Annotated in this window: 22 protein-coding genes; 6 read left to right on the top strand and 16 right to left on the bottom strand. The window is 70.4% G+C overall.

Annotated features, from left to right (window positions below; all coding sequences use genetic code 11):
- Nucleotides 1-100: 100 nt before the first annotated feature.
- The 3 genes from ACFOD4_RS09195 to ACFOD4_RS09185 are packed head-to-tail and all read right to left on the bottom strand — an operon-like array spanning nt 101 to nt 2,310.
- Nucleotides 101-532: an adenine nucleotide alpha hydrolase family protein gene (locus tag ACFOD4_RS09195; protein ID WP_379595784.1), complete on the bottom strand. Its 432-nt coding sequence runs from the start codon at nt 530-532 to the stop codon at nt 101-103.
- Entirely contained in the window at nt 533-1,384 is an 852-nt protein-coding gene (locus tag ACFOD4_RS09190) for a TIGR02186 family protein (protein WP_379595782.1), read from the bottom strand.
- 8 nt (nt 1,385-1,392) lie between these two features.
- Nucleotides 1,393-2,310: a sulfite exporter TauE/SafE family protein gene (locus ACFOD4_RS09185; protein ID WP_379595780.1), complete on the bottom strand. Its 918-nt coding sequence runs from the start codon at nt 2,308-2,310 to the stop codon at nt 1,393-1,395.
- A 150-nt stretch (nt 2,311-2,460) separates the two neighbouring features.
- On the opposite strand from ACFOD4_RS09185, the gene ACFOD4_RS09180 reads away from it, so the two are divergent.
- The 4 genes from ACFOD4_RS09180 (at nt 2,461) to ACFOD4_RS09165 (ending at nt 6,259) form a co-directional block, all read left to right on the top strand.
- Nucleotides 2,461-4,038: a bifunctional metallophosphatase/5'-nucleotidase gene (locus tag ACFOD4_RS09180; protein WP_379595778.1), complete on the top strand. Its 1,578-nt coding sequence runs from the start codon at nt 2,461-2,463 to the stop codon at nt 4,036-4,038.
- 89 nt (nt 4,039-4,127) lie between these two features.
- Complete coding sequence (locus ACFOD4_RS09175; protein ID WP_379595776.1) at nt 4,128-4,874, top strand: amino acid ABC transporter ATP-binding protein; 747 nt, start codon at nt 4,128-4,130, stop codon at nt 4,872-4,874.
- A 19-nt stretch (nt 4,875-4,893) separates the two neighbouring features.
- On the top strand, nt 4,894-5,574 hold the full coding sequence (locus ACFOD4_RS09170; protein ID WP_379595775.1) for an amino acid ABC transporter permease: 681 nt from the start codon (nt 4,894-4,896) through the stop codon (nt 5,572-5,574).
- A gap of 13 nt (nt 5,575-5,587) precedes the next feature.
- A complete protein-coding gene (locus ACFOD4_RS09165) occupies nt 5,588-6,259 on the top strand; it encodes an amino acid ABC transporter permease (RefSeq protein WP_379595774.1) in 672 nt (223 codons plus the stop codon).
- Nucleotides 6,260-6,337: 78 nt separating this feature from the next.
- Here ACFOD4_RS09165 and ACFOD4_RS09160 read toward each other — a convergent pair whose 3' ends face one another.
- From ACFOD4_RS09160 to ACFOD4_RS09140, 5 genes are all read right to left on the bottom strand, one after another.
- Nucleotides 6,338-7,108 (bottom strand): alpha/beta fold hydrolase, encoded by a 771-nt coding sequence (locus ACFOD4_RS09160; RefSeq protein ID WP_379595773.1) that lies wholly within the window; start codon nt 7,106-7,108, stop codon nt 6,338-6,340.
- 39 nt (nt 7,109-7,147) lie between these two features.
- A complete protein-coding gene (locus ACFOD4_RS09155) occupies nt 7,148-8,524 on the bottom strand; it encodes a GDSL-type esterase/lipase family protein (protein WP_379595772.1) in 1,377 nt (458 codons plus the stop codon).
- Nucleotides 8,525-8,690: 166 nt separating this feature from the next.
- Nucleotides 8,691-9,341 carry a NeuD/PglB/VioB family sugar acetyltransferase gene (locus ACFOD4_RS09150; protein WP_379595771.1) on the bottom strand — a complete coding sequence of 217 codons (651 nt, stop codon included), beginning with the start codon at nt 9,339-9,341 and terminating at the stop codon, nt 8,691-8,693.
- The gene (locus ACFOD4_RS09145) at nt 9,328-11,208 is read right to left on the bottom strand and encodes a potassium transporter Kup (RefSeq protein ID WP_379595770.1); all 1,881 of its coding nucleotides are present in this window, start codon (nt 11,206-11,208) and stop codon (nt 9,328-9,330) included. Before ACFOD4_RS09145 ends, ACFOD4_RS09150 begins: the two co-directional genes overlap by 14 nt.
- Before the next feature lie 74 nt (nt 11,209-11,282).
- Nucleotides 11,283-12,977 (bottom strand): histidine kinase famiy protein, encoded by a 1,695-nt coding sequence (locus tag ACFOD4_RS09140; protein ID WP_379595769.1) that lies wholly within the window; start codon nt 12,975-12,977, stop codon nt 11,283-11,285.
- A gap of 172 nt (nt 12,978-13,149) precedes the next feature.
- On the opposite strand from ACFOD4_RS09140, the gene ACFOD4_RS09135 reads away from it, so the two are divergent.
- Both ACFOD4_RS09135 and ACFOD4_RS09130 read left to right on the top strand, forming a co-directional pair.
- On the top strand, nt 13,150-14,094 hold the full coding sequence (locus tag ACFOD4_RS09135) for a ketopantoate reductase family protein (protein ID WP_379595767.1): 945 nt from the start codon (nt 13,150-13,152) through the stop codon (nt 14,092-14,094).
- Nucleotides 14,091-14,963 carry an aldose 1-epimerase family protein gene (locus ACFOD4_RS09130; RefSeq protein WP_379595766.1) on the top strand — a complete coding sequence of 291 codons (873 nt, stop codon included), beginning with the start codon at nt 14,091-14,093 and terminating at the stop codon, nt 14,961-14,963. Before ACFOD4_RS09135 ends, ACFOD4_RS09130 begins: the two co-directional genes overlap by 4 nt.
- Here ACFOD4_RS09130 and ACFOD4_RS09125 read toward each other — a convergent pair whose 3' ends face one another.
- The 8 genes from ACFOD4_RS09125 to ACFOD4_RS09090 form a co-directional block, all read right to left on the bottom strand.
- Nucleotides 14,964-16,196 carry a matrixin family metalloprotease gene (locus ACFOD4_RS09125; RefSeq protein WP_379595764.1) on the bottom strand — a complete coding sequence of 411 codons (1,233 nt, stop codon included), beginning with the start codon at nt 16,194-16,196 and terminating at the stop codon, nt 14,964-14,966.
- A 36-nt stretch (nt 16,197-16,232) separates the two neighbouring features.
- Complete coding sequence (locus ACFOD4_RS09120; RefSeq protein ID WP_379595762.1) at nt 16,233-17,390, bottom strand: DegT/DnrJ/EryC1/StrS family aminotransferase; 1,158 nt, start codon at nt 17,388-17,390, stop codon at nt 16,233-16,235.
- Between the two features lie 89 nt (nt 17,391-17,479).
- A complete protein-coding gene (locus ACFOD4_RS09115; RefSeq protein ID WP_379595760.1) occupies nt 17,480-18,919 on the bottom strand; it encodes a nucleotide sugar dehydrogenase in 1,440 nt (479 codons plus the stop codon).
- 44 nt (nt 18,920-18,963) lie between these two features.
- Entirely contained in the window at nt 18,964-20,901 is a 1,938-nt protein-coding gene (locus tag ACFOD4_RS09110) for a polysaccharide biosynthesis protein (protein WP_379595758.1), read from the bottom strand.
- 101 nt (nt 20,902-21,002) lie between these two features.
- Nucleotides 21,003-22,199, bottom strand: coding sequence for a glycosyltransferase (locus tag ACFOD4_RS09105; protein ID WP_379595756.1), 1,197 nt, complete (start codon nt 22,197-22,199; stop codon nt 21,003-21,005).
- Nucleotides 22,196-23,497: a non-hydrolyzing UDP-N-acetylglucosamine 2-epimerase gene (gene wecB, locus ACFOD4_RS09100; RefSeq protein ID WP_379595754.1), complete on the bottom strand. Its 1,302-nt coding sequence runs from the start codon at nt 23,495-23,497 to the stop codon at nt 22,196-22,198. Before wecB ends, ACFOD4_RS09105 begins: the two co-directional genes overlap by 4 nt.
- Before the next feature lie 35 nt (nt 23,498-23,532).
- Entirely contained in the window at nt 23,533-24,789 is a 1,257-nt protein-coding gene (locus tag ACFOD4_RS09095; protein ID WP_379595753.1) for a glycosyltransferase family 4 protein, read from the bottom strand.
- Nucleotides 24,790-24,794: 5 nt separating this feature from the next.
- Nucleotides 24,795-26,021 carry a DegT/DnrJ/EryC1/StrS family aminotransferase gene (locus ACFOD4_RS09090; RefSeq protein ID WP_379595751.1) on the bottom strand — a complete coding sequence of 409 codons (1,227 nt, stop codon included), beginning with the start codon at nt 26,019-26,021 and terminating at the stop codon, nt 24,795-24,797.
- Between the last annotated feature and the right edge of the window lie 47 nt (nt 26,022-26,068).

Here is a 26,068-nt window from a genome sequence, read left to right as displayed (position 1 = left end):
GCAATGAGGTCGGGTATCCGCGTTCCCCGCATGTGGGCTATCGGGCGGCCAGCTGCAACCGGAAATGCCCCGCACCCACCACATGGCTCGCACCCCCGGCTCAGGTCACCCGTGCCAGCTCGGCATCGTCCAGATTGCCTGGCACGATGGTCATGGGAACCCGCAGCTGCGGGGCGTAACGGCCGGTCAGCGCGGTGATCAGCGGACCCGGGCCGCCGCCATTGACGCCGGAAGCCAGGATCAGGATCGACAGGCGCGGATCTTCCTCCAGCAGGGCCAGCAGCTCATCGCGCGCCTCGCCCTCGCGGATCAGCAGAATGGGCAGGCCGCCGGTAATATCCTGCACCTCGGCGGCCAGCGCCGACAGCAGCTTCTCCGCCTCGTCACGGCGCTCCTCCTGCAGCATGGCGCCGACTCCGGCCCATTCCACCGTGCCCTCCGGTTCGATCACGCGCAGCAGGGCCACCCGCCGTTCCGGGCTGTTGTCCACCATCACCAGGAAAACACGGTCGCGGCGTGCGGCTTCGGGCATTCATCCCCTCCGGAATAGCACGCTGCCGAGCCAGCCCGCGAAGGCCGCCAGCAGGATGCAGATCGCTCCGTACACCATCGGCTGCTCGGTGGCGACATCGGCGATCCGGGCGGCCGTGCCCACCCGCTCAACCCTGAAACCCAGCTCCTGACGCGCCACCACGCGCCCGCCGCGCACCAGCAGCACCTGCACCTGGTAGTCTCCCGTGCCGGTGGTGGCCGGCAGGGGCAGCCGGGCCCGAAACAGCCGGGCGCCCGAGATCTGGATCGGCTCGTCCTCCTCGTGCCAGAGCCGCGCATCCTGCTTCAGCTTCATCAGGGCTTCACGGTAATCCTCGTCCTGGATGCCGAAGGCCTGCAGTGGCAGCTGGTCAAGGCCCAGCCGCTTCGCTTCCCGCTCTTCCGGCTCCAGCACGTCCCGCAGGGGGCGCGTGCCGGTCAGCAGGTAGAAGCCCGGCACCTGCCGGAAGCGGGCCGAGGGGCCGTTGATCCAGAAGCCCAGCACGTTGATCTTGCGGCGCACGATCATCGGCTCCGGCGCGCTCTGCGCCACCACCAGCACGTCGTCGCCGCCCACCACGCCCTGGTCGCCGAGCAGCCGCTCGGTGGCGCCGAACACCAGCAGGTCGGTGCCGCTGAAGCCGGTGGTGATGTCCACCCGCTCCTGCGACAGCTCGGCCACCAGCGGCGGGCGCGCGGCGGCGGGATTGCCGGGATTGGGAGGCGGCGGCAGCGGCAGAACCGAAGGGGCAGGCGCGGCTGGCACGGGCGCCTGCGGCACCGGCTGGCCCAGCGCCGGCGACACCCCAACGCCGAGCAGCACCGCCAGGAGGCCGGCCGCCCATCGTTCCATTCCCCGCTTCATGACGGGATCGGCCCGATGGCGAAGAGGTTGTCGGGCGTGGCGACGATGCCCCAGAGCAGGCTGAGCGCTACGCCCAGCACCAGAAGGCCCAGCAGCGCACGGGTTTCCTCGCCGCGCAGCCGCGTGCCCATGGCGGCGCCGAACTGCGCGCCGGCGACCCCGCCCAGCAGCAGCAGCAGGGTCAGCACAATATCCACGCTGCCCGTGGTGACCGCCTGCAGAAAGGTGACGTTGGCGGCCACGAACACCACCTGGAACAGGGAGGTGCCGATCACCACTGCCGTCGGCATGCCAAGCAGGTAGATCATCGCCGGCACCAGCATGAAGCCTCCGCCCACTCCCATCACCGCCGAGAGAACGCCGATGCCGAGGCCCACCATCATGGGCGGGATCACCGAGATGTAGAGGCGCGACTTGCGGAAGCGCAGCTTAAAGGGCAGGCCGTGCATCCACATGTGCGCGTGCAGCCGGGCCGGTCCGCCCTGCTTGCGGCGCCGCCGCCAGATGGCGCGCACGCTCTCGCGCACCATCAGCGCGCCCACGCTGCCCAGCACGACGATGTAGAAGATCGACACCGCCAGATCGACCTGCCCCTGCCGCCGCAGCCAGGCAAAGAGCTGCACCCCGAGGGCCGAGCCGATGAAGCCGCCCACCAGCAGCACCGCGCCCATGCGGGGATCGACATTGCCGCGCCGCCACTGCGCGATCAGCCCGGAGACCGAGGCTCCCAGGGTCTGGTTGGCGCCCGAGGCAACCGCCACCGGCGCGGGAATGCCGATCAGCAGCAGCAGCGGCGTTAGAAGGAAGCCACCTCCCACGCCGAACAGTCCGGACAGCCATCCCACACCGAAGCCGATGCCGAGAAGCAGCATCGCATCGACCGACATCTCGGCGATCGGCAGGTAGACCTGCATGGGGCGTTCCAGTCTGAGCCAACGTCAAAGCCACCGGACGGGCGAGCGCCTGCCGGTTCATGTTCGCATAAGGGACATTCCGAATGCGGCAAGTCTTAGGCTAAAGCATGCATGAAGCACGAGTTCCGGCCCCTCAACCGGGAATTTATGATGTCGCCCCCCTTGCTCTCCCGTCGTGCCGTTCTGGCCACAGGCCTTGCCGCTTCTCTCGCCATGCCGGCACTGCGCGGCCGGGCGGAAGAGGCGACTGGCCGCCTCAGCCTGCTGCACCTCAACGATTTCCATTCGAAGCATGACGGGCAACGGTCGGAAGGCGGCGGCTCCGCCCGGCTGGCCACCGGCTGGATAACACTGGAAGCCGAGGCCAGGGCGGCTGCACGCGGCGTGCTGCGGCTCGATGCAGGCGACCAGTTCACCGGAAGCCTGTACCACACGGCCCATGAAGGCCGGGCCGAAGCCGCCGTGCAGCGTGCGAGCCGCATCCATGCAATGGCACTCGGCAACCATGAGTTCGATGGCGGCCCGGGCCGGCTGGCCGCATACGCGGCGCTAGTGGATTTCGCGCTGCTCTCGGCCAATCTGGACGTGACGCGCGAGCCGGCACTGCAGGGCAGGATCAGCAGCCACGTCGTGCTCCGCCACGGCGAGCGGCGCGTCGGCCTGGTGGGCCTGACCACCGAAACCACGCCTGAAGCGTCCTCCCCCGGCCCTACCCTCCGCTTCACCGACGCGCGCGAAGCGGCCGCGCGCGCTATCGCCGCCATCCGTGCCGATGGGCCGGCCACGATCGTGCTGTTGTCGCATCTGGGGCTGGCGCCGGACATGGCGCTGGCAGCCGCGGTGCCGGGGGTCGACGTGATCGTTGGCGGTCATTCGCACACCTTGCTGGCGGATGGGCTACCGGGGGCGGAAGGGCCGGCGCCGACCTTGGTGGACGGGCCCGACCGGTTGGTGCGCATCGTCCAGGCCGGTTCGAACGGGCGTTGGCTGGGGCGGCTGGATCTGGACCTCGGAGCCGATGGGCGGGTGGTGGCGCATGGCGGCCGGGTGCTGCCGGTCACGTCCGAGCTGGCGGAAGATCCGACCACGGCGGCGCTGGTGGCGGCCTATGGCGTACCGCTGGCCGCGCTGCGGGCCCGCACGGTGGGCCATGGCCCGGAAGCATTGCCGAATGCCGGTTGCCGAAAGGCGGAGTGCGGCCTGGGCAATCTGGTCGCGGATGCCATGCTGGCTGCCGTGCCGGGGGCCGAGGTCGCGGTCACCAACAGCGGCGGGTTGCGGGCGGGATTGCCGGCGGGCGCCATCTCATTGGGGGACGTGCTGGAGGTTCTGCCCTTCGGCAACACGCTGGCGACCTTGACGATCCGCGGCGGCGACCTGCGCGCGGCACTGGAGATCGGCCTCTCCCGTCATGAGGAGAATGGCGGTGGCTTTCCCCAGGTGGCCGGCATGGCCTACCGCTTCGATCCCCGCGCACCGCAGGGGGACCGACTGCGCGAGGTGCGGCTGCGGCAGGGCGATGGCTTCGTGCCGCTGGACGACGCACGCGCCTACAAGGTGGTGACCAACAGCTTCAACCGTCGCGGCGGCGATGGCTATGTGCCTTTCCGCGACAAGGCGCTCGAATCCTACGACAACGGCGCGCCGCTGGAGGATGTGGTGGCTGCGCACATTGCGGCCGGTGGCGCGGCCCGTGCCGGAGCCGAGGGGCGCATCACCTACGACTGACCTGCCGGATTCCGCTGAAAGCCCGGGGAGGGGTTCGCCTCGTGCCCCTGCTCCGCTATAGCCACCGCTTCGCCGCCGCAGGAGTTCCGATGAGCAACGCCACCCCCATCATCGATGCCCGTGGCCTGTGGAAGAAGTTCGGTCCGCTGGCCGTGCTGAAGGGCGTCGATCTGAGTGTCGCGGAGCGCGAGCTGGTGTTCATCATCGGCCCCTCCGGCTCCGGCAAATCCACCCTGCTGCGCTGCCTCAACCGGCTGGAGGAGCCGGATGACGGCTCCATTCAGGTGGACGGGATCGAGCTGCTGAGCCCGAAGACCGACATCAACGCCGCGCGCCGCCGCATCGGCATGGTGTTTCAGAGCTTCAACCTCTACCCGCACATGACGGCGCGGCAGAACGTGATGCTGGCCCTGCGCAAGGTGCTGGGCAAAGGAAAGGACGAGGCGGCGCAGATCGCGGCGAAGGCACTCGACCGCGTGGGCCTCGGAGAGCGGATGGACCACTTCCCGGCGCAGCTCTCGGGCGGGCAGCAGCAGCGCGTGGCAATCGCCCGTGCCATCGCGCTGGAGCCGCGCGTCATGCTGTTTGACGAGCCGACCAGCGCGCTGGACCCCGAGCTGGTGGGTGGCGTGCTGAACGTCATGCGGGAATTGCGGCAGGATGGCATGACCATGGTGGTGGTGAGCCACGAAATGGCCTTCGCCCGCGCCGCAGCCGACCAGGTGGTGTTCATGGCCGATGGCGAGAAGCTGGAGGAAGGGCCGCCCGCCCAGATCTTCGGCGCGCCGGAGCATGAGCGCACCCGCGCCTTTATCCGCCAGATCGACCGTCACTGAGCCCCAGGGCAGACAGATCATGGACGGGCTACAGAACTTCCTCTTCTCCTTCTTCAACCTGAAGGTCATGACGCAGTACCTGCCGCTGGTGCTGCAGGGGCTCGGGCTCACGGTGGTGCTGGCGCTGCTGATCGTGGTGTGCGGGCTGGTGCTGGGGCTGGCGCTGGCGGTGATCCGCTCCTTCGGCGTGCGGCCGCTGAACTGGCTGATCATCTTCGTGGTGGACGTTTTCCGCGCCCTGCCGCCGCTGGTCATCATCGTGCTGCTGTTCTTCGGCCTGCCGGCGGCGGGGATGTCGATCTCGGGCTTCGCCGCCACCTGGCTGTCGCTGACGCTGGTGCTGGCCGCCTTTGCCGAGGAAATCTTCTGGGCCGGCATCACCGCCGTGCCCAAGGGGCAGTGGGAGGCATCGCGCTCCACCGGCCTCACCTTTCTGCAGACGCTGCGCATGGTGGTGCTGCCGCAGGCGCTGCGCATGACCATCCCGCCGCTGACCAACCGCACCATCGCCATCACCAAGGGCACGGCGCTGGCTTCGGTGGTCGGCGTGTCCGAGATCCTGGGCGCGGCGCAGAGCGCAATGTCCTTCTCGGCCAATCCGTCGCCGCTGACGCTCGGCGCCATTGCCTATCTGGTCCTGTTCATCCCCGTCGTCGCGCTCGGCCGCTGGATCGAGACGCGGTTCGCCTGGAAGCGCTGAAGGAACGATTTCCATGGAAGATTTCGCCTTCGCCTTCCTGAACTGGGACATCATCACACAGGCCTGGCCGATCCTGTGGCAGGGCTTCACCTACACCCTCGCACTGTCGGCCATCACTGTGCCGCTGGGGCTGGCGGGTGGCGTGATCCTGGCGCTGCTGGCGACCTCGGGCCCCCGCGCCGTGCGGCTGGCCGCTGCCGGCTGGACTGATTTTTTTCGCGCCATTCCACCCCTGGTGCTGCTGGTGTTCCTGTATGCCGGGCTACCCTTCGCGGGCGTCGATGTCGGCGCCTGGGGAGCGGTCGCCATTGGCTTCTTCCTCAACACCGGCAGCTATTACGGCGAGGTGCTGCGCGCCGGCATCGAGAGCGTGCCGAAGGGGCAGATGGAGGCGGCGCGCTCCACCGGGCTGTCCCGCGCCCAGGCGCTGCGTCACGTGATCCTGCCGCAGGCGGTGCGCAACGTGCTGCCTGACCTGGTGAGCAACACGCTGGAAGTGGTCAAGCTCACCTCCATCGCCAGCGTCGTCGCCCTGCCGGAATTGCTGTTCCAGGCGCGGCAGGCGCAGAACGTGACCTACAACGCGACGCCCATCGTGGCGGCGGCTGTGGCGTACTTCCTGCTGCTCTGGCCCGTGGTTCGGCTGATCTCGCGGCTGGAGAACCGGGCTATGGCCGGACGCTGAGCCCGGTCCGGGCCGAACACGAGGCCCACCTGCCGCGCGAATGGCCGCCTGATCCGAGGGTGCCTCCGCCCCCTCGAATCAGCCGCGGGCGAACCGGTTGATCATCGCGGCGACCTCGCCGGGAGCCTCCAGCGGCAGAAGGTGCGCGACACCGGCAATAGCCGCGAGCTTTGACGTGCGGAAATGCGGCGCCATCAGGCTGCGCTGCGCTTCCGGTCCCAGATCGCCATCGTTTCCCCCTGCCAGGATCAGGCCCGGCGTGTTCAGCAGCCCGATGCGGCGCGAACCGTCCTCGCGTGAGCCGCGCTCCAGCCAGGCGGTCCAGGCAGCCCGGTTCGCGCGCATTACGTCGGATACCGCCAGCGCGCGCCACGGATCGGGCAAGGGATGAGCGGTGTTGGCATCGATAAAGCCTTCGGCCTCAGCCAGCGAGCGTTCCAATGGTCCGGCGAACCAGCCGAGCATGCGCTGGCGCCGCTCCTCCGCCATCGGCTCGGGCGAAGGCGGCGAGCCAGCCAGGGTGATGATCCCTGCGAGGCCGGCAAGGCCCGGCGCCCCGTCCTCCACGCGCCGGGCCAGCGCCATGGCCACCTTGGCGCCCATGCTGTGGCCAGCCAGCATCCAGCGCGCTGGCGCGCGGGCGCGGATCAGCCCCGCCACATGCGTTGTCATGGAAGCGACGTCGAACTCTGCATCCGGCGCATGCTCCGCCGCATCGCCGAAGCCTGGCAGGTCCAGCGCCGCCAGGGTGACGGAGGGGTCCAGATGCGGCGCCGCCGCTTCCCATGTGCGGGCGCTGCCGCCCAGGAAGTGCAGTGCGAAAAGGGTGGTGCGGCGGTCCTGTTGCATCCGTAACAGATGGCGCCGGTCAGAACCGCATCAAGCGCCCTATCCGCGCGGCAGCACGTCTGCCGGATCGATCGCCATGGCCATCGCCAGATAGCCGGCACGGTTGGGGTGCAGCCGGTCGCCTTTGCCGCCAATGGTCGAGTCCGGCACCATTTCCGGCCGCAGCCCGCCAGTGGCCGGGTCCAGCGTCGCGGAGTCGAAATCCGCCACCGCATCGAACAGGCCGGACTGGCGGATGAAGTCGTTCAGCGAGCGTCGCTTCGCATCCTGCTCGGCATGGCCATGCGCGGCGCTGGTGCTGCCGAGCGCGGACACCACCGTCGCCCCCAGCACCCGCACGCCAGGAATAGCTTCGCGCAGGCGCCGCACCCCGGCCTGCATCCCGTCCCGCACCGCGTCGAAGCTGGCATTGCCGTTGCGGCTGAAATCATTGATGCCTTCCAGCCAGATCACGGTGCGAATGCCGGACAGGCCGATGATGTCCCGCTCCATCCGCGCCAGAGCCGAGGGCCCGCCTGGAAAGGGCTTGTCCGGTCCGTACTCGCGCGGCCCCACCACCTGGTTGCCGCCGATCCCGGCGTTCACCACCGCCACGCGGTTGCCATGCAGCGCCTGCAGGCGGCGCGCCAGCGCGTCGGGCCAGCGATCGTCGCCATTCATGGTGGAGGCGGTGCCATCGGTGATGGAGTCGCCGAAGCACAGCACCACGGGCGTTCCGGCGGGCGCTGCCATGTCCACCGCATCCAGAAAGAACCAGGAGGCGGTGGAAAAGGGGAAGGCGGCCTCGCCTTCCTCCGCCGCATGCGCCCCGCTGCCGGGCGGCGAGACATAGGAGGTCTGCAGCGCCTTGGCATGCCAGGTCATGGGTCCGGAGGACGGGCCGGAGGCGCCGCCGATATGGAAGGACACCGCCAGCTTTCGGCCGATCAGCAGCGCCGCGTCGGGCTCGGCGGCGAAGGGCAGTTCCACCGGGTCGGACCATGCCTGGCCGCCGGGCGGGATGGCAATTTGCTCGGCGCCGCCGAAGCGCACAGGGCGGTTGCTGCCCGGCAGCAGCGCCGCGCCACCGGATTGCAGGCCGGCATGCACCGCCGAAAGTTCCAGCGGCCTGGTGCCGAAAGCGTTGCTGAAGCGAAGGCGCGCCCGCCTGCCCCAGAGGGTGGGCCGCAGCACAAGGCGGAAGGTCTGGTCGCGCGCGCCCTCCGCCGCATCGGGAAAGGCGAAGGACTGGTCCGGCTGGGCGGACGGATTGCCGACCGGGTAGGGGCCCTGCACCGAGGCGGCCCAGGAGGTGGCCCATGCCTCGTCGGCCGAGGGTGCGGCCGATGCAACGCCGGGTGTTGCGGCGGTGGCGCTGCCGGCCACTCCCCAGGCGGTGGCTGCGATCATGCCCTGGGCAAGCTGTCTGCGGTTCATTGGCTGCTGGTTCTCCCCTTGGCCGGCTCTTTTGGCCGGTGGCGCGAGCATTCCACGGCGGATGCGCCAGGGGGAGAGAGGAATAGGCGAGGCACCGGCGCGCCGGCCCTGTCCCGCTTCCGTGGCGCTTCCTCCTGTCGCCTGTCAGGGACGATCCTGTGCCGGCTCAAGCCGGCCTGGAGGCAGCTGCCATGCGGGCCGGGACACCGGCCACGGTGGCGCGCGGCGGCACATCCGCCACCACGGCCGCCCCCAGCGCCACCACCGCGCCGGCGCCGACCCGGGTGCCGGGCCGCAGCCCGGCCTGGATGCCCACCAGCGCCCCCTCGCCCACAAAAACGCCGCCGCCCAGCACGGCGCCGGGAGCAATGTGGCAGCCATCCTCTACCGCGCAGTCATGCTCGGCGATGCAGGCAGTGTTCAGGATCACATGGGCGCCAATGCGCGCCGCCGCCCCCACCACCACGCGCGGCATGGCCACCGTGCCGGGGCCGAGCACGGCATCGGCGGCAATCACCGCGGAAGGGTGGCGGATCACCGGCAGGGCGAAGCCCAGTGCCAGCAGCTCCGCCCCCAGCCGCATCCGCAAAGCGTTGGAGCCCAGTGCCACATGCGCCGCCGCCGCTTCCGGCCGCAGCGCCGCCGCATGGGAAACAGGGCCGAGGCAGGGCACCCCCGGCAGGGCGGCGCCACCATCGTCCAGCACCCCGATCGGCTCGGGCCAGCCGGCATCGCGCAGCGCCGACAGCACGGCCCGCCCGTGCCCGCCCGCGCCGATCAGCAGCAGGCGCGGCGGCGCGCCCTCAGATGGCGACACGGACGCCCAGCTCCACCACCCGGTCGCTCGGGATCCGGAAGAATTCCGTCGCGGGCATGGCATTGCGACTCATGGCGCCGAACAGCCATTGCTGCCAGCGCGCCATCTTCGGCACGGCGGCGGCCACCACCGTTTCGCGCCCCAGGAAGTAGCTGGCCTGCATCGGCTCGAATGCAACGCCGTGCTCGCGCAGCGCCTCCAGCTCGCGCGGGATATTGGGTGTTTCCTGAAAGCCGTAGCGCAGCATGACGCGGTGGATGCCCGGGGCCAGCTCCGTCACCTCGCGCCGCTGCTGGGCCTGAGGGACGTCGAGGTTCTCCACCGTGACGAACAGCACGCGCTCGTGCAGCACCTTGTTGTGCTTGAGGTTGTGCAGCAGGGCATTGGGCACATAGTCGGCCTGGCCGGTCATGAACACGGCGATGCCCGGGACGCGGGTGGTGCGGGACTGCGGCAGCCGGGCCAGAAAGGATTTCAGCGGCAGGCTGTCCTGGCGGAAGCGCGCGAAGAGCAACTCCCGGCCCTTGCGCCAGGTCAGCATCACGGCGAACAGCCAGCCGCCCAGCAGCAGCGGCACCCAGCCGCCATCCGGCACCTTGAGCACGTTGGCGATGAAGTAGCTGGCGTCGAGGATCAGCAGCGGCGTCACCACCGCCGCCACCGCCGCGCGCGGCCAGCCGAACTGCCGACGAAAAACCAGCCCGGCGAGGCAGGTTGTGCACAGGAAGGTGCCTGTCACGGAGATGCCGTAGGCCGCCGCCAGGCTGTCGGAGTCATGGAAGGACAGGACCAGGATGATCACGCCCACCAGCAGCGTGACGTTCACCTGGGGCATGTAGATCTGCCCTTCCTCGGTTTCCGAGGTGTGGCGGATAGTCATGCGCGGCAGGAAACCGAGCTGCACGCACTGCCGAGCGATGGAGAAGGCGCCCGAGATCATGGCTTGGCTGGCGATCACGGTGGCGCAGGTGGCCAGCAGCACCATGGGCAGGCGCAGCCATTCCGGTGCCAGCAGGTAGAACGGGTTCTCCAGCGCCGAGCGGTCGCTCAGGATCAGCGCGCCCTGACCGAGATAGTTCAGCGTCAGCGACGGCAGCACCGCCCAGAGCCAAACCAGCCGGATGGGACGGGCACCGAAATGCCCCATATCGGCGTAGAGCGCCTCCGCCCCGGTCACCGCGAGCACCACCGAGCCCAGCGCGATAAAAGCAGCCAGGTGGTATTCGAGGCAGAACTGGATGGCGAAGTGCGGCGACAGGGCGACCAGCACCTCGGGCTCACGCACCACCTCGATCAGGCCCAGGATGCCCAGGCTGCCGAACCAAAGGGCGGTGACCGGGCCGAACACCCGGCCAATGGTGTGGGTGCCCTTGTACTGCACCATGAACAGCGCCAGCAGGACTGCCAGCGAGATCGGGATCACCGCGTCGGTGAAGGCCGGCGAGATGATTTTCAGCCCCTCCACCGCCGAGAGCACGGAAATGGCGGGGGTGATGATGCCGTCGCCGAAGAACAGCGAGGCGCCGGCGATGCCCACCAGCACGATCAGCCGCCGCCCCGTGGTGCCGCGCCCGACCCGCTGGGCCAGCGCCATCAGCGCCAGGATGCCGCCCTCGCCACGGTTATCGGCGCGCAGCACCAGCAGCACGTACTTCACCGTGACAACGAGGATGAGCGACCAGAAGATCAGGCTGAGCACGCCCAGGATCTCCCAGCGCTCCAGCCCGTCCTCGGAGAAATGCAGCAAGGAGGCGCGCAGCGCGTAGAGCGGGCTGGTGCCGATGTCGCCATAGACTACCCCCAGCACGCCGAGCAGAAGCCCGGCGCTGAGGGCCTGTTTCTTTTGGGGGTCAGCGGTCACTGCCATGCCATAAGGATGCCGGCGGCAAGGAGTAGGATGACGTCATGCCGCAGTGCAAGAGGCGGCATGACAGTCCCGCCTCAGGCGACGCCTGTCGGGCCGTCCAGCACCATGCGTACCCGGCGGCTCAGCTCCAGCCTGCCGTAAGGCTTGCCAACCATTTCGAACTCGCTGCCGCCGGCCTCGCTGCGCTCCAGCGAGGCTTCTGCGTAACCCGTGGTCAGCAGCACGCGCAGGTGCGGCCGGCGGCGCCGGGCCTCGCGTGCCAGCATCACCCCGTTCATGCCTCCGGGCATGATCAGGTCTGAGAACAGCAGATCCACCTGCTCCGCCCCATCCAGCAGGGCCAGCGCCTCCTGGCCGTTCCCGGCGGTCAGGATGCGGTAGCCGAAATCCTCCAGAATGGTGCGCGCGAGCTCGGCCACGTCGGCACGGTCATCCACCACCAGGATGGTCTCGCTGCCTTGACGATCGATGGCACGAGTCGAGCGGCTCGGCTGTGGCCGGTCCTCCTCGGCATGGACCGGAAAGAAGAAGCGCACGGTGGTGCCCACCCCTTCCTCCGATTCGAGGCGCAGCGACCCCCCGGACTGCTTGGCGAAGCCATAAACCATGGACAGCCCGAGCCCGGTCCCCTTGCCTTCCTCCTTGGTGGTGAAGAAGGGGTCCATCACGCGGGCCAGGATCTCGGGCGGCATGCCGCCGCCATTGTCGGCAACCGACAATTCCACATAGGGGCCTGGGCGCAGATTGCCGATCTCGGCCGCCGCCGTCTCGTCCAGCTCCCGCCGGGCTGTGGCCAGGGTGAGCCGCCCGCCGCCAAGCCGCTTCCGGTGCTCCTGGATGGCATCGCGCGCGTTGATCAGGATATTGAGCAACGCGACCTCGGCCTGGTTGGGGTCCAGGCGGCAATTCGGCAGGGCCGGGTCCAGCCGCATCTCCACGGCGATCTCCTCGCCCAGGGTGCGGTAGGCCAGGTCCCGCACGCTTTCGAGCAGCTGGTTCAGGTTCAGCGTCCGCCCTTCCAGCCGCTGCTTGCGGGCGAAGGCGAGCAATTGCTGCGTCAGGGTGGTGGCGCGTCCCGCCGCCGATTGCACCGATCCGAGGGACCGGCGCAGCCGGCCCAGATCCGGCCGCGGGCTTTCCAGGTCGAACTGGGCAATATCCAGATAGCCGACCATCACCTGCAGAAGGTTGTTGAAGTCGTGCGCGATGCCGCCGGTGAGCTGTCCCAGCGCCTCCATCTTCTGCGCCTGGCGCAGTGCGTCCTCGGCATCCCGACGCCGGCTGACATCGAGTTGCGAGCCGAAAAAGTACATCAGCTCGCCATCGGCCGTGTACACGGGCGAGATGAACAGCGCGTTCCAGAAGCTGGAGCCGTCCTTGCGGTAGTTCAGGATCTCGGTGGCGATCTCGCGCCGCTGGTTGATGGCGGCGCGGACGCCGGCCACCGTGTCGCGGTCCGTGTCCGGTCCCTGGAGGAAGCGGCAGTTCGTGCCGAGGATTTCCTCCATCGAATAGCCTGTCATCTCCAGGAAGGCCCGGTTGGCAAAAATGATGGGCTGGTTCTCGGCGCGGGCATCGGTGACGATCATCGGCATCCGCGTCGTCTCGACGGCGGCGAAAAAGATGTCGCTCTGCTGCGCGCCCAGGGAGCCGTGATGATAGCCTTGTGCAGGATCGACACGCGGCGGGGTGCCGCGCCGCACCGGCCGCTTGTCGATGGAAGCGGCGTCACGCGCCGCCATCTGGTCGGGCTTTTCCGATTCGCTCATTGATCCGCCCGCACCGCCATCCATTCTCCGGCTGGCACATTCCGGCCCAGCCATGGCCAAATCTGGTTTCGCTTCACCCTGACGCAACCCTGCGGGTGCGCTTGGCACAAAACGTCTCGGCAGGGCGGGCGGGTGCCGGCAAAATCGCGCAACGGCACCCTTCGGAGGAACAATGCGGATCCTGGTTCTCGGCGCAGGTGCGCTGGGCGGCTATTTCGGCGCGCGGCTGATCGAGGCGGGGGCCGACCTTGCCTTTCTGGTCCGGCCGCAGCGGCAGGAGCATCTGGCCCGCCACGGGCTGTCGGTGGAATGCCCGGTTTTCGGGGGGTGGCGGCAGCCGGTCACCGCCTTGCTGCCGGAAGAAGCCCGGCCGGGCTGGGACCTTATCCTGCTGAGCTGCAAGGCCTATGACCTGGAAGCGGCGATCGAGGCGCTGCGGCCTGCGGCAGTGGGGGCAGCGATCCTTCCGGTACTGAACGGCCTGGATCACATCGGCCGGCTGCAGGCGGCCTTTGGGGAAGCGGCGGTGCTGGGGGGCACGGCGAAGATCCGCGCCACGCTGGGCGCCGACGGCGTCGTGCACAACCTGTCGGACTGGCGCTCCATCACCCTTGGTGAGTGGCGCGGCGGAACCTCGGAACGGTGCGAACGCTTCGCCGCCCTGGCGCGGCGGGGCGGCATCGAGGCCAAGGCGGTGCCCGACATCCAGGGCGCGATGTGGGCCAAGCTGGTGCATCTGGGCACGGTCGCGGCGGGCACGGTGCTGCTGCGCGGCTCCACCGGGCAGATCGCCCGCGCCGAAGGCGGCACCGATTTCATGCTGACCCTGCTGGAACGCAACGCCGCCATTGCGGCGCATCACGGCCATCCGGTGACGCCGGAGTTCCTGGCCGAATACCATACGCTGCTGTCGGATCGCACCGGGCGCTACACCGCCTCCATGCTGCGCGACCTGGAGGCAGGCGGGCGCATCGAGTCGCAGGCCATCCTGGGCACGCTGCTGCGCCTGGGCCGCGAGGCCGGCGTGGACACGACCCTGCACGCCCTGGCCTGGCTGCACGCCAGAACCTATGAGGAGCGGCGGGCAGAGGAACTGGCCCGGGAACAGGCGGCATGAGCGGAGAGCGGCACGAGATCAGCGGCGGCGGGCTCTCCGCGACGATCAGCGCCGATGGGGCGGAGCTGGTGCGGCTGCGCGGGCCGGATGGCGCCGATCTGCTGTGGGATGGCGGTGCGGCGTGGCCGCGCCACGCACCGGTGCTGTTTCCCATCGTCGGGCGCCTGGCGGACGACACCCTGCGTCATGCCGGGGCGGAGTATCGCATGACCCAGCACGGCTTCGCCCGCGACCGTCGCTTCGGCTGGGTGGCACGCGACGCAGGCCGGGCGGTGCTGGCCCTCGCCGAAGATGCGGAAAGCCGGGCGCGCTTTCCCTTCCCCTTCCGGCTGGAAGTGGCCTATGCGGCGGAACCGGCAGGACTTTCCGTCGTCACCACCGTGTCCAATCCGGGCACGGCGCCGCTGCCGTTCAGCCTGGGTGCCCATCCGGCCTTTCGCTGGCCGCTGCGACCGGGAACCGACAAGAAGGCGCACCGGCTGGTCTTCGAAGCGGACGAGCAAGGCGAGGCGCATTACCTCTGTGGCGGATTGCTCGGCCCGGCCGAGCCGGCGCCCTGCCTCGCTCGGGAATGGCCGCTGTCGCCGGCGCTGTTCGCGCGCGACGCCGTGATCCTGAAGGACGTCGCCAGCCGTTCCGTCCGCTACGAGGGGCCGGGCGGGCCAGCCTTGCGGGTGCGCTGGGACGGCTATCCGGATCTGGGACTGTGGTCCAAGCCCGAGGGCGCGGATTTCCTGTGCATCGAGCCCTGGCAAGGCACCGCCAGCCCGGCCGGCTGGGATGGGCCTTTTGCCGAGAAGCCGGGCCTGGTGGTGCTGCCGCCCGGCGGACAGCGGCGTTTCGCCTGGAGCGCTGCCCTGGAGAACTGATCAGGCCAGCCATTCGGATTGTGGCGAGCGGCCTTCCAGCAATCCCCATTCCAGGAAGTGCATCAGCGGGTTCAGCCCTGCGGCCGCCACATCCGGATTGGCCGCCAGATAGGCAACCCCGTTGAAGTCGTTGCCCATCGGGCGGCCCTCGGCGGCACCGTGGAGCATGTAGTGGTTCAGGGGGTCAAGGCCGGCGGCCGCGACGTCGGGGTTTCGCGCCAGGTAGCGCGCGCCGTCGAAATAGCCGTTCGGGTCGCGCCCCTCGCGCCACCCAAAGCTGTTGTAATGCGTCCAGGCGTCAGCCCCGGCGCGCGCCACATCCGGGTTGGCCAGATAATAGTATCCGGCATCGAAGCCGCGCGCGTCAGGCGACACCACGGCAGCGGCGATCATCCGCCCCTCTGCCTGCCCATGGACCAGATAATGATCGAAGGGGTCGGCCCCGCTGGCCCGAATGTCAGGGTTCATGCGGAGATAATAGGCCGTGTCGAAATCGGCCGAAGGATCGCGTCCTTCCCGCCAGCCATGTTCGGCATAGTGCAGCCGGGGGTTCTGCCCGGCCGCCGCCACGTCCGGGTTGGCCATCAGGTAGCCGGCCGAGGCGAATTGCAGGGCGCCGTCGCCCACACCCCCCAGCCCTGCCGAACCCTCGACCCATTCGGGCATGCGCGGCCCGCCATACAGGGCCTGGATGCCGGCCACGTCATCGGCGGAGAAGACCCGGTTCTCGATGCCGATCCAGGAATACATCACGTCGTCGGCCGAGTCGGAATGCGCGAGGCCGAGGGTATGGCCGACCTCGTGCAGCAGGGTCTGGGCCGGGGTGGTCCAGGTGCCGCGATACACCGCCGCACCTTCCGGATCGCTGTCCAGAGGCCGCAGCGCAGGGTCCTGGATGGCGGCCAGCGAGCCAGGGACGAAATCATCGCCGATCCACTCATTATACGCCATGCCGAGGGTAACGCTGCGCGGCTCGGCTCCGCCCCGGGTGAAATCGGCAAAGCCGATACGGAGATCGGGCGCGTACGCGCCGGTGTCGTCAGGCACCTGCACGAAGCTGAGCCCTGATACCGAAGCCCACTGGTCAAGCGCATCCTGCGTCATGCGCAGCCCGGCGGCATCGGAAGGCGCGCCTGTCACCGCCGGTCGGGCACCGGCGCCCGCACCGGGCGCCGCGAAGGACCAGGAGATCACCCGGTCGGCCCAGCTGGACCCAAGCAACGCATAGGCCATGAAATGGGGTCCTTCCGTTTTCCTGGGATGGCCTGATCAGAGGCCGGCGGTCAGCGCTTCCGCCACCCGGGCCGCCTGTGCCTTGTCCAGATAAGGGTGCATCGGCAGGGCCAGGATGCGATCGCAGAGCGCCTCGCTGACCGGCAAGGGCGGCGCCGCGCGCAGTCCTTCCGCATGGGCGGCGGCATAGGCGGGCTGGTGATGCAGCGGCTTCGGGTAGTAGATCGCACTGGGCACGCCGCGATCGCGCATGGTGGCCTGGACGCGCTCGCGCGTCGAGGCATCGGGCAGCAGCACTGAATAGAGGCCCCAGGCGCTGGTGGCGCCCGCCTGCTCGCCCGGCACCACCACATGGCCGGAGAGCCGTGCGGCATACCAGCCGGCGATGCGGGCGCGGCTTTTCAGCTCATCCTCCAGCAGCGGCAGCTTGCAAAGCAGGATGGCCGCCTGAAGGGAGTCCAGCCGGCCATTCATGCCCGTGCGCTCCACGGCATAGCGGGTCTTGCCCTCGCCATGGGTGCGGAGCGAGCGGTAAAGCTCAGCCCGCCCGGCGTCGTTGGTCAGGATGGCGCCGCCATCGCCGTAGCAGCCCAGCGTCTTGGTCGGATAGAAGCTCAGCGCCGCCGCGTCGCCCCACTGGCCGAGCCGCTTGCCATCCAGCGCCGCGCCAAACGCCTGGGCGGCGTCGTCGAGCGCGAACATGCCCTCGGCACGGCAGATCTCCTGGATGGCGGGCCAATCCGCCGGGCGGCCGAACAGGTCGACGCCTACCACGGCGCGCGGGCGCAACCGGCCTTCTTCCTTTACCAGGGCGATACGGCGCTTCAGGTCTTCGAGATCGATGTTGAAGCTGTCCGGCTCAACATCCACGAAGACCGGCGTGGCGCCGAGCACCAGCGGCACCTCGGCCGTCGCGGTGTAGGTGAAGGCGGGCAGGAACACCGCGTCGCCACGACCGATTCCCTCGGCCATCATCGCGATCTGCAGCGCATCCGTGCCGGAGGACACGCCCACCGCGTGGCCACAGCCGGCGAACTCGGCCAGCTTCTCTTCCAGTTCCCGCACATCCGGGCCGTTGATGAAGGCACCACTGTCCAAGATGGCGGCGATGCGGCGGTCGATCTCGGGGCGGATCAACGCCTGCTGCGCTTTCATGTCGAACAGGTTGATGGGCGACTGGTTGGCTTCGGTCATGGTCGGCGGATCGCTCCGGGCAGCCGGGGCAGTTCGCCGCCCCGGCGGTGGTTCAAGGCTGCGGCCCGGCCCGCAGCGCGTGCCGCGGGTCAGGCCTGGATGACGGCGTGATAGGCCGGTTCGGCCGGATGTGGGAAATCACCCTGCATTTCAAAGGGCAATGTGACGCCTGTCTCCACCAGCGCATCGCGGTAGACGCCGCGCGTGTCGATGATCAGCCGTGCATGCTGGCGCAGCAGCGCGAAATCCACGCCGGGCTGCGGTGTCACCACCAGAACGGCGTCCTGCGCGGCAACGAAATCCTCCGTCAGCGCCTGGCTCTCCAGCGCAGGAGCGGCGCCACCCAGGCGACGCGTCACGGGAAAGCGGGGGACCAGCGGATCGTGATATGCAACTGCGGCGCCGCGCTCATCCAGCAGGCGGAAGATCTCCGAGGCCGGACTTTCCCGCGTGTCCGGCACGCCGGATTTGTAGGCCAGCCCGATCAGCAGGATGCGGGCGCCGCGCAACGCCTTGCCGCGGCTATCCAGCGCATCGCGCAGGCGGCCCACCACATAGCCCGGCTGCGCGTCGTTCACCCGCCCCGCCAGCTCCACGAAATCGCTGGGGACACCGAGCTCGCGTGCCTTCCAGGCCAGGTAGTAGGGGTCGACGGGGATGCAGTGGCCGCCCAGCCCGGGTCCGGGGCGGAAGGGCATGAAGCCGAAGGGCTTGGTGGAGGCGGCGTCGATCACCTCGTGCACGTCGAGGCCGAGGGCGTGGCTGATCCGCTTCAGCTCGTTCACCAGCCCGATGTTCACCGCGCGGAAGACGTTCTCGTAGAGCTTCACCAGCTCGGCCGCCTTCAGCGAGGAGACCGGCACCAGCGTGCCCGCGACAGGGCCGTACAGCGCCTCGGCCACCGCCAGGCAGTCAGGCGTGTGGCCGGCAATCAGCTTGGGAACGCGGCCCACCGTTCCCTCGGGGTTGCCCGGGTCCTCGCGCTCGGGGCTGTAGAGGGCGAAGGCGTCGCGCCCGACCGTGAGCCCGGCCGCCTGCATCGCGGGGATCAGGAATTCCTCGGTGGTGCCGGGATAGGTGGTGCTTTCCAGCGCGATGGCCTGGCCGGGGCGCAGGTGCGGTGCCAGGGCGGCCACCGTGTCGCGCACCGGGCCGAGGTCGGGTTCCTTGTGCGGCCCCACCGGGGTCGGCACGCAGATCAGGATGGCGTCGCAATCCGCCGCCGCGCCCATGTCCACCTCGGCCACGATGCCGGCGGCGGCAACGCGCGCATCGTCGATGCCATGCACGGGCGAGCGCCCGGCGCCGATCGCCCGGCGCTTGGCCGGATCGATGTCGAAGCCCGACACGGCAAAGCCCAGCTCGGCGAAGCGCAGCGCCAGCGGCAGGCCGGCATAGCCGAGGCCGACCACGCCGATCCGCGCCGTGCGGGCGGCGATCCGCTCGATCAGGGCGGGCGCGAGCGGGGCGGCGGGGTCGAGGGCGCGGGCGCGCCCCCACCAGCGTGCGGGCAGGGCCGGACCTTCCATGTCTCAACTCTCATCGAGGCAAGGCAGGCCGGCAGAGGCATGGCTTATGCCTTCGCCGCCGGCGCCGTGCCGGGGTTGTGGTCGAATTCGGGAACCAGGCGCGACAGCTGCGCCAGCGCCGCCTTGCCGTGGCCCTGCCGGGCGGCGGCGGCGATCTCGTCGATGGCGCGGCCGACCAGCGCGGCATCGGCCGTGCGGGGGGTCGCGACCAGCAGCCCGGGAAACTGCGTCGGGCGCGGCGGCTCCTGCCCGTGGAACAGCTCCTCGTACAGCTTCTCGCCCGGGCGCAGGCCGGTGAAGCGGATCTCCACATCCTCGTCGGGCCGCAGCCCGGCCAGGCGGATCATCCGCCTGGCCATGTCCACGATCTTCACCGGGTTGCCCATGTCGAGCACGAAGATGCCGCCATCGGCGAGTTCCGGCGGCTGGGCGGCCCCGTCGCGCGAATAGGTATCCTCGGCGCCGACCACCGAGGCCTGCAGCACCAGACCCACCGCTTCCCGCACCGTCATGAAGTATCGGCGCATGTCGGGATGGGTGACGGTCAGCGGGCCGCCGCGCTCCAGCTGGCGGCGGAACAGCGGCACCACCGAACCGGTCGAGCCCAGCACGTTGCCGAAACGCACCGTGACGCAGCGCATGCCGCCCTGCCCATGCCGCGCCTGCATGTCGAGCGACTGGCAGTACATTTCGGCCAGACGCTTCGACGCGCCCATCACGCTGGTCGGGTTCACCGCCTTGTCGGTGGAGATGAAGACCATGGCCTTGGCGCCGATCGAGCGCGCCGCATCGGCCACGACGCGCGTGCCCAGGGCGTTGGTCAGCAGCCCTTCCATAGGGTCGTTCTCGACCATGGGCACGTGCTTGAGGGCCGCGGCGTGGAAGATCAGCTCGGGGCGGATCTCCTCCATCAGCCGGGCGATACGGGCTGCGTCGCGCACATCGGCCAGCAGGGCGCGCCGCGGCACCCCGGGATGGGTCTCGGCCAGTTCCAGGTCGATGCCGTAGAGGGCGAATTCGCCATGGTCCAGCAGCGCGAGCTGCGATGGCCCGAGCGCCGCCACCTGCCGCGCCAACTCGCCGCCGATGGTGCCGCCGGCACCCGTCACCAGCACGCGCCGGCCCTGCACCAGCCGGGCCATGCCCTCGCGGTCCAGCGGCACCTGCGGGCGGTCCAGCAGGTCCTCGATGGCCACGGGGCGGAGGTCGAAGCGACGCACGGGACCATCGCGCCGCGCCGGATCCAGCGCCGTCAGGCGCGGGGCGCGCTTCACCGCCACGCCCTCGCGGTCGGCGACGTCCAGCAATTCCTCCAGCGCGGGACCATGCAGGTCGGGATCGGCCAGCACGATGGCGCCGGGCATGCGGTTCTCGCCCCGCAGCCGCTCCAGCACTTCCGCCGCCTCCTCGATGCCGCCCAGGATTGGATGGCCCTGGATGCGCCGCCCGGCCGAGCGCGGCCAACGCGCCAGGATGCCCACCACCCGGAAAGCGGGGGCGCGCTGCTGCTGCAGGGCACGGATGAACAGGTCGGCGGCATCGCCCGTACCGACCAGCAGCACGGGCTGGGCCGGGGCCTCCGATGGCTCGCCCACCCGGTGCGCCTGCTTCAGCGGCGCCAGGATGCGCGGGGCGAGCAGAAAGGCGGTGAGGCTGAAGGCGTGGATCAGCGGAAAGGCCATGTTGCCCGGCCGCCAGGCGCCGGTGACGTAGAGGCCCAGGGCGAAGAGCAGCGCGCCGCCGATGCCGGCACCGACCACGGCCACCAGGTCGCGGAGCGAGGCGAAGCGCCAGTATTGCTGCGGCAGCCGCACCGGCAGCCCGGCCAGCAGCAGGGCCAGCACGGCGCCGGGAATGGCGCCCAGCCACCAGGAGGGCGTGGGCCAGGCGCCGGGCGACGCCATCCAGATCGCGGGCGGCAACGCCAGGGCGGCCAGCGCCGAGTCGAGGCCAAGGTTCAGCAGAATGCGGGGAAGGGCCATGATTGCCGCGTATAAGCGCCTGCCCTTCCGGGGTGAAGCGGGGCGCGGCGCGCCACCTCCCGCAGGCTGTGCGGCGGCACAGGCGATGGCGCCGGCGTCACTCACGCCGGCAGGGCTTCCGCAGTCGTGTGGCTGACGATGCCGCGAGCAGGCGGCAGCGGCGCGAGGCGCCGGTACAGCGCCACCAGCCGCGCCGCCTCGGCGGCCCAGCCGAAGCGGCCCAGCGCCGCAGCGCGGCCTGCCGCGCCCAGCTCGGCCCGTAGCACCGGATCAGCCAGCCTGCAGACCGCCGACGCCACCGCCGCCGGATCAGCGGTATCCACCAGGATGCCGCAGCCGGCCTCGCGGATCACGGCGGCCACCTCCTCGGCAAAGGCGGGAGCGATGACAGGCAGCCCGGCCAGCATGCAGTCGAACAGCTTGTGCGGCAGGGCAAGGCGATGGTTCTCGATGCCCGGCTGGAACAGCACCAGGCCGATATCGGCCGTCGCGGCGCGGGCCAGAGCCGCCTCGTGCGGCATCCAGCCCGGCCGTGTCACGGCGCGGGACAGGCCCAGCACTGCCGCGTGGGCCCGAAAGGCATCCTCCGATCCATCCGTGAAGCGGCCGACAAGGTCGAGCCGCGTGCCGGGCGGGCAAAGCGCCAGCGCCTCCAGCATTTCCACGGAGCCGCGCGTCCGCCCCAGCGCGCCCAGATGCACCAGGGTCAGCGGCCCTGGCGCGTGGCGTCGCGGCGAGACCTTTGCGGGCGTGGCGTAGTTGCGCACCGGGGTGATGCGCAGCGGATCGGCGAAGTCGCCGTCCAGCCCGTCCTTGGCCACCACCACCGCGTCGGCGTGGCGCGACATGGCACGGCAGGCGGCGCGTATCAGCGTCCGGCCCAGCGGGCGCAGCGGCGCCGGCAGCCGGTTATCCAGGCGAGACGGATAATGCTCGTGCACGTCCAGCACCACCCTGGCGCCGGTTCGGCGGGCAGCAAGAATGGCGGCGAGCCAGGCATCCGGCTCGCTGGCATGCAGCACGGCGGCACCGCTTTCCGCGGCGCGCCGGGCCAGAACGGGGATGTTGGCCACCCGTCCTCGCCAGCCGCCGCCGCGCCGGTAGGTGCAGATCGACACCCCGGCATGCGCCGTCGGGGCCGGGGTGGTGCCTTGCGGGCAAAGATGCATCACGCGCCAGCCAGCCTCGGCCAGCGCGGCGCCTTCCTTGGCGACGACCCGCACATCCGCCGGCGGATGCGCGGCGGACAGCATGCAGACCAGAGGAGCCCGCCCGCCCAAGCCGGCAGAATCGATCATCGGGCGGCGCCTTGCCGCTCAGGGTCCGCACCGGCCGGTTCCAGCACCCGCGTCGTGCCGCCGCCCGAAGCACGGCTCGGCTTGGCCCGCCCATGGGCACCCACCAGCGCCGTGGCATAGCGCGCCGCGTCGCGCGCCGCCTCGATCAGGTTGCCGGGCGCAACGGCCGCGAAGCCGCCAGGGCTGCGCGCCGGGGCGCCGCCCATCACCTCGCGCAGGTGTTCGGCCATGCGTGCCCCGGCCATGCCGTCCCACAAGGGGATCGGGCGGGCGGGGGGCCAGGCGCCGGCCAGCACCTCGGCCACCGCCTGCGGCAGGCAGGACGGGGCGACAAGCCTGTTGGCACCCGATTCCAGCGTCACCGGACGCTCGGTGGAGGGGCGCAGCGTCAGGCAGGGAATGTCGAGCACCGCAGCCTCTTCCTGCACGCCGCCGCTGTCGGTGGCGACCAGCGAGGCACGGGCCAGCAGCCCGGCGAAGTCGAGGTATCCCAGCGGCGGCAGCACATGGATGCCGGAAGGCAGGTCCAGCCGGAACTCGCGCAGCCGCTGCGCCGTGCGCGGATGCATCGGCCACACCAGCGGCAACTGCGCCGTGACGCGCGTCAGCGACGAGAGCAGCGTGGCGAGCGGCGCCCGGTCATCCACATTGGCCGGGCGGTGCAGGGTAACGACCCCGTAGCCGCCCGGCGTCACATGCGCGGCCAGGCCGTGCGGCAGATCCTCCGACAGGGCCACCGGCAGCCGCGCCAGCAGCGTGTCGATCATCGCATTGCCCACCGCGCGCACCGCGTGCGCGTCATGTCCTTCCTGGAGCAGCCGCTCGGCGGTGCCGTGGTCGGGCGCCCAGAGAAGGTCGCTGACGGCATCCACGGCGCGACGGTTGATCTCCTCCGGCATGTCGCGGTCGTTGCAGCGGAGGCCGGCCTCCAGATGTGCCACCGGGATGCCTAGCTTGCGCGCCGCCAGCGCCGCCGCCAGCGTGCCGTCCACATCGCCCGCCACCACCACCAGGGCAGGGCGGCGGGCCGACCACACCTCGGCACAGGCCATCATGGTGCGGCCCGTCAGCGCCGCATGGCCGCCGCCGGCTGCCACGCCGAGGCCGATCTCGGGCTCGGGCAAGGCCAGGTCGGCCAGATGCGCGGCGAACATCGCCGGGTCCTGGTGCTGGCCCGTGTGCAGCAGCACGGGGCGGCAGAAAAAGGGCTGCCCCGCTGCCAGCGCGTGCCACAGGGCGGCGAGCTTGGGCAGATTGGGCCGTGCGGCGGCCACCAGATGAATCTCGGGGAGCGGCATGGAAGACCCCATGGGAGACCCGCAGAAAGAGTGGGTCATGCGGCGAGCAGCGCCTCCTCGGCGGCGGGTTCGGCCAGGGACTCGACGATGCCGACGAAATCATGGGCCAGCAGACGGCGATCCCAGCGGCGCACCGCCTGCTCCCGCGCCGCGCGGCCCATGGCCAGACGCAGCGAAGGGTTGGTGGCCATCCAGCCCAGGGCTTCCGCCAGTGCCGCCGTGTCGCCTGGCGGCACGGGGATGCCGCAGGCGCCAGCCCCTTCGGCGCCGGACAGCAGCCGGGCGCCATGGCCGGGCAGGTTGGAGATCACTGGCAACCCGGCGGCTAGGTAGTCCATCAGCTTGTTGGGGGCCGTCCATTCTGCGAAGGCGCCCACAGGCGCCAGGCAATGGAGACCGGCCTGGGCGCCGGCCAGCAAGGTCGCCAGCTTGCGCTTGCCCAGTGGCGGCAGAAAGGAAACGTTGTGCAGCCCGCGCTGCACCGCGGCTTCCTGCAGCCGCTGCTTTTCCGATCCTTCGCCCACCAGCAGCAGTCGAATGCGCGCCTCGCCGCGTGCCAGCAGCAGGGCCGCGGCGTCCAGCAGCTGGTCCAGGCCGTTGGCGCGGCCGTGCGCGCCGGCATAAACGGCCAGCATTTCCCATGGTGCAGCCTCGGCCGGGCGCCAAGCGGGGATGTGCGGACCGAAGAGGTCGAGGTCGCAGCCATTGGGCACCACGTGCACCCGGTCGCGCGCCGCGCCACGGACGAGCGCCGTCTGCGCCATGCCTTCACTCAGCGCCACCACGGCGGCGGCCTGGCGGCAGGCGGCGTTGGCCATGCCCGCCATGGCGGCCAGGGCCGGCGCAGGCACTCCACCCATGGCGCGCGGCAACTCGGGCCATGGGTCGCGGATCTCGAACAGAAAGGGCGTGCCGCGCAGCCGCCGCGCCGCCAGCGCCGGGAGCACCACCGTCAGCGGGGTCGAGGAGGCGATCACCAGGTCGAAGGGCTCGGCCAGGGCCAGATGCGTGGCGCGGCCGGCGAAGCGCAGAAAGGCGGCGCTGCGGGCGGCGAAGCCCATGGCGTTGCCGCAGCGGATGTCGTGCTCCACCACGCGGAAGCCGCGCACCCGCCCCTCGCGACGACCTTGGCGGAAGACGCCGTCCAACCCGGTCACGGCGCCATCATAGCGCCCGCAGGCCAGCGTCACCTCGTGACCGCGCGCCGCCAGCGCGGTGGCCAGGGCATGGCTGCGGGTGGCGGTGGTGCCCTCGGGGCCGGAATAATGCTGGTGCAGGTAGAGCAGCCGCATCGGCTTCATCCCCTGCAGCACTGGCGGATCACGTCGGTGACGCGGCCCTGTTCCTCGGCCGTCATGCTGCCGCTGGGCAGGCAGAGGCCGCGCTCGAAAAGCTGGCCGGACACGCCGCTGCCGTGGAAGCGCGCGCCACGGAAGGCCGGCTGCATGTGCAGCGGCTTCCATACCGGGCGGCTCTCGATCTGCGCGGCATCCAGCGCGCGGCGCACCGCCTCCCGCGTGGCACCGAAAGCCTTGGGATCGATCTGGATCACCGACAGCCAGCGCGAGGACCGGGCCCAGGCCGGCTCCGGCATCAGCGACAGGCCGGGAAGATCGGACAGCGCCGCGGCGTAGCGATCGAAAATGGCGCGCCGCTCATCGACCCGGGCCGGCAGGGCGCCGATCTGCGCCAGCCCCACCGCCGCCAGAACCGAGGACATGCCGTAGGAGTAGCCGGTTGTCTCGTGCTGGTAGTGCGGCGCGGTTTCCTTGGCTTGGGTGGCCAGGTGCCGGGCCCGCGCGATCAAGGCAGGGTCGTCCGAAACCAGGGCGCCGCCGCCACCCGCCGTGATGATCTTGTTGCCGTTAAAGGAGAAGGCAGCCAGCGCCGCGCCCTTCCCCACCGGGCGATCGCGGTATTGCGCGCCCAATGCCTCGGCGCTGTCGCACAGCACCGGCACGCCCCAGCGGCCGCACACCGCCAGGATGGCATCGAGGTCGCAGGGCTGACCGTAGAGATCGACCGGTACCACGGCGCGTGGCAACTTGCCCTTGGTCGCAGCCTTGTGGAGCTGGTCCTCCAGGATGTTGGGGTCCATGGTCCAGGACTCGGCCGCCACGTCCAGGAAGCGGGGGCGCGCGCCCATCTGCACCGCTGGCGCGATGGTGGCGACAAAGGTCAGGCTCTGGGTCCAGACCTCATCCCCGCGCTCCACCCCCAGCACGCGATAACCGAGATGCAGCGCCGCGGTGCCCGAGGCGACGGCGGCGGTGTGGCGGAAGCCGGCGGCCTCGGCCACCGCTTCCTCGAACTGTTCCGGCACCGGACCGGCGGGGGCAATCCAGCCATCGGTCAGGGTCCGGCTCAGGACGGCCAACTCTCCGCCCACCAGGCTTGGCGGTGACAGGTGCAGGCGAAGGCGTGGCGCCCTGGCGGGCGCGCGGCTCGGAAAAACCAGGATGCCAGGACTTTCCAGGACGCGTTGGGCATCTTCGCCGCCGACGCGGAGAGGGATGGCCGCCATCGCTCGCCTCACAATTAGTTGAATGACGTTAACAAGACAGGCGAAGG

The sequence above is a fragment of the Teichococcus globiformis genome, assembly GCF_042646265.1.
GTDB lineage: Bacteria > Pseudomonadota > Alphaproteobacteria > Acetobacterales > Acetobacteraceae > Pseudoroseomonas > Pseudoroseomonas globiformis.
Note: the sequence above shows the minus strand (reverse complement) of the source record. Positions and strands in the feature narration are given on the sequence as shown.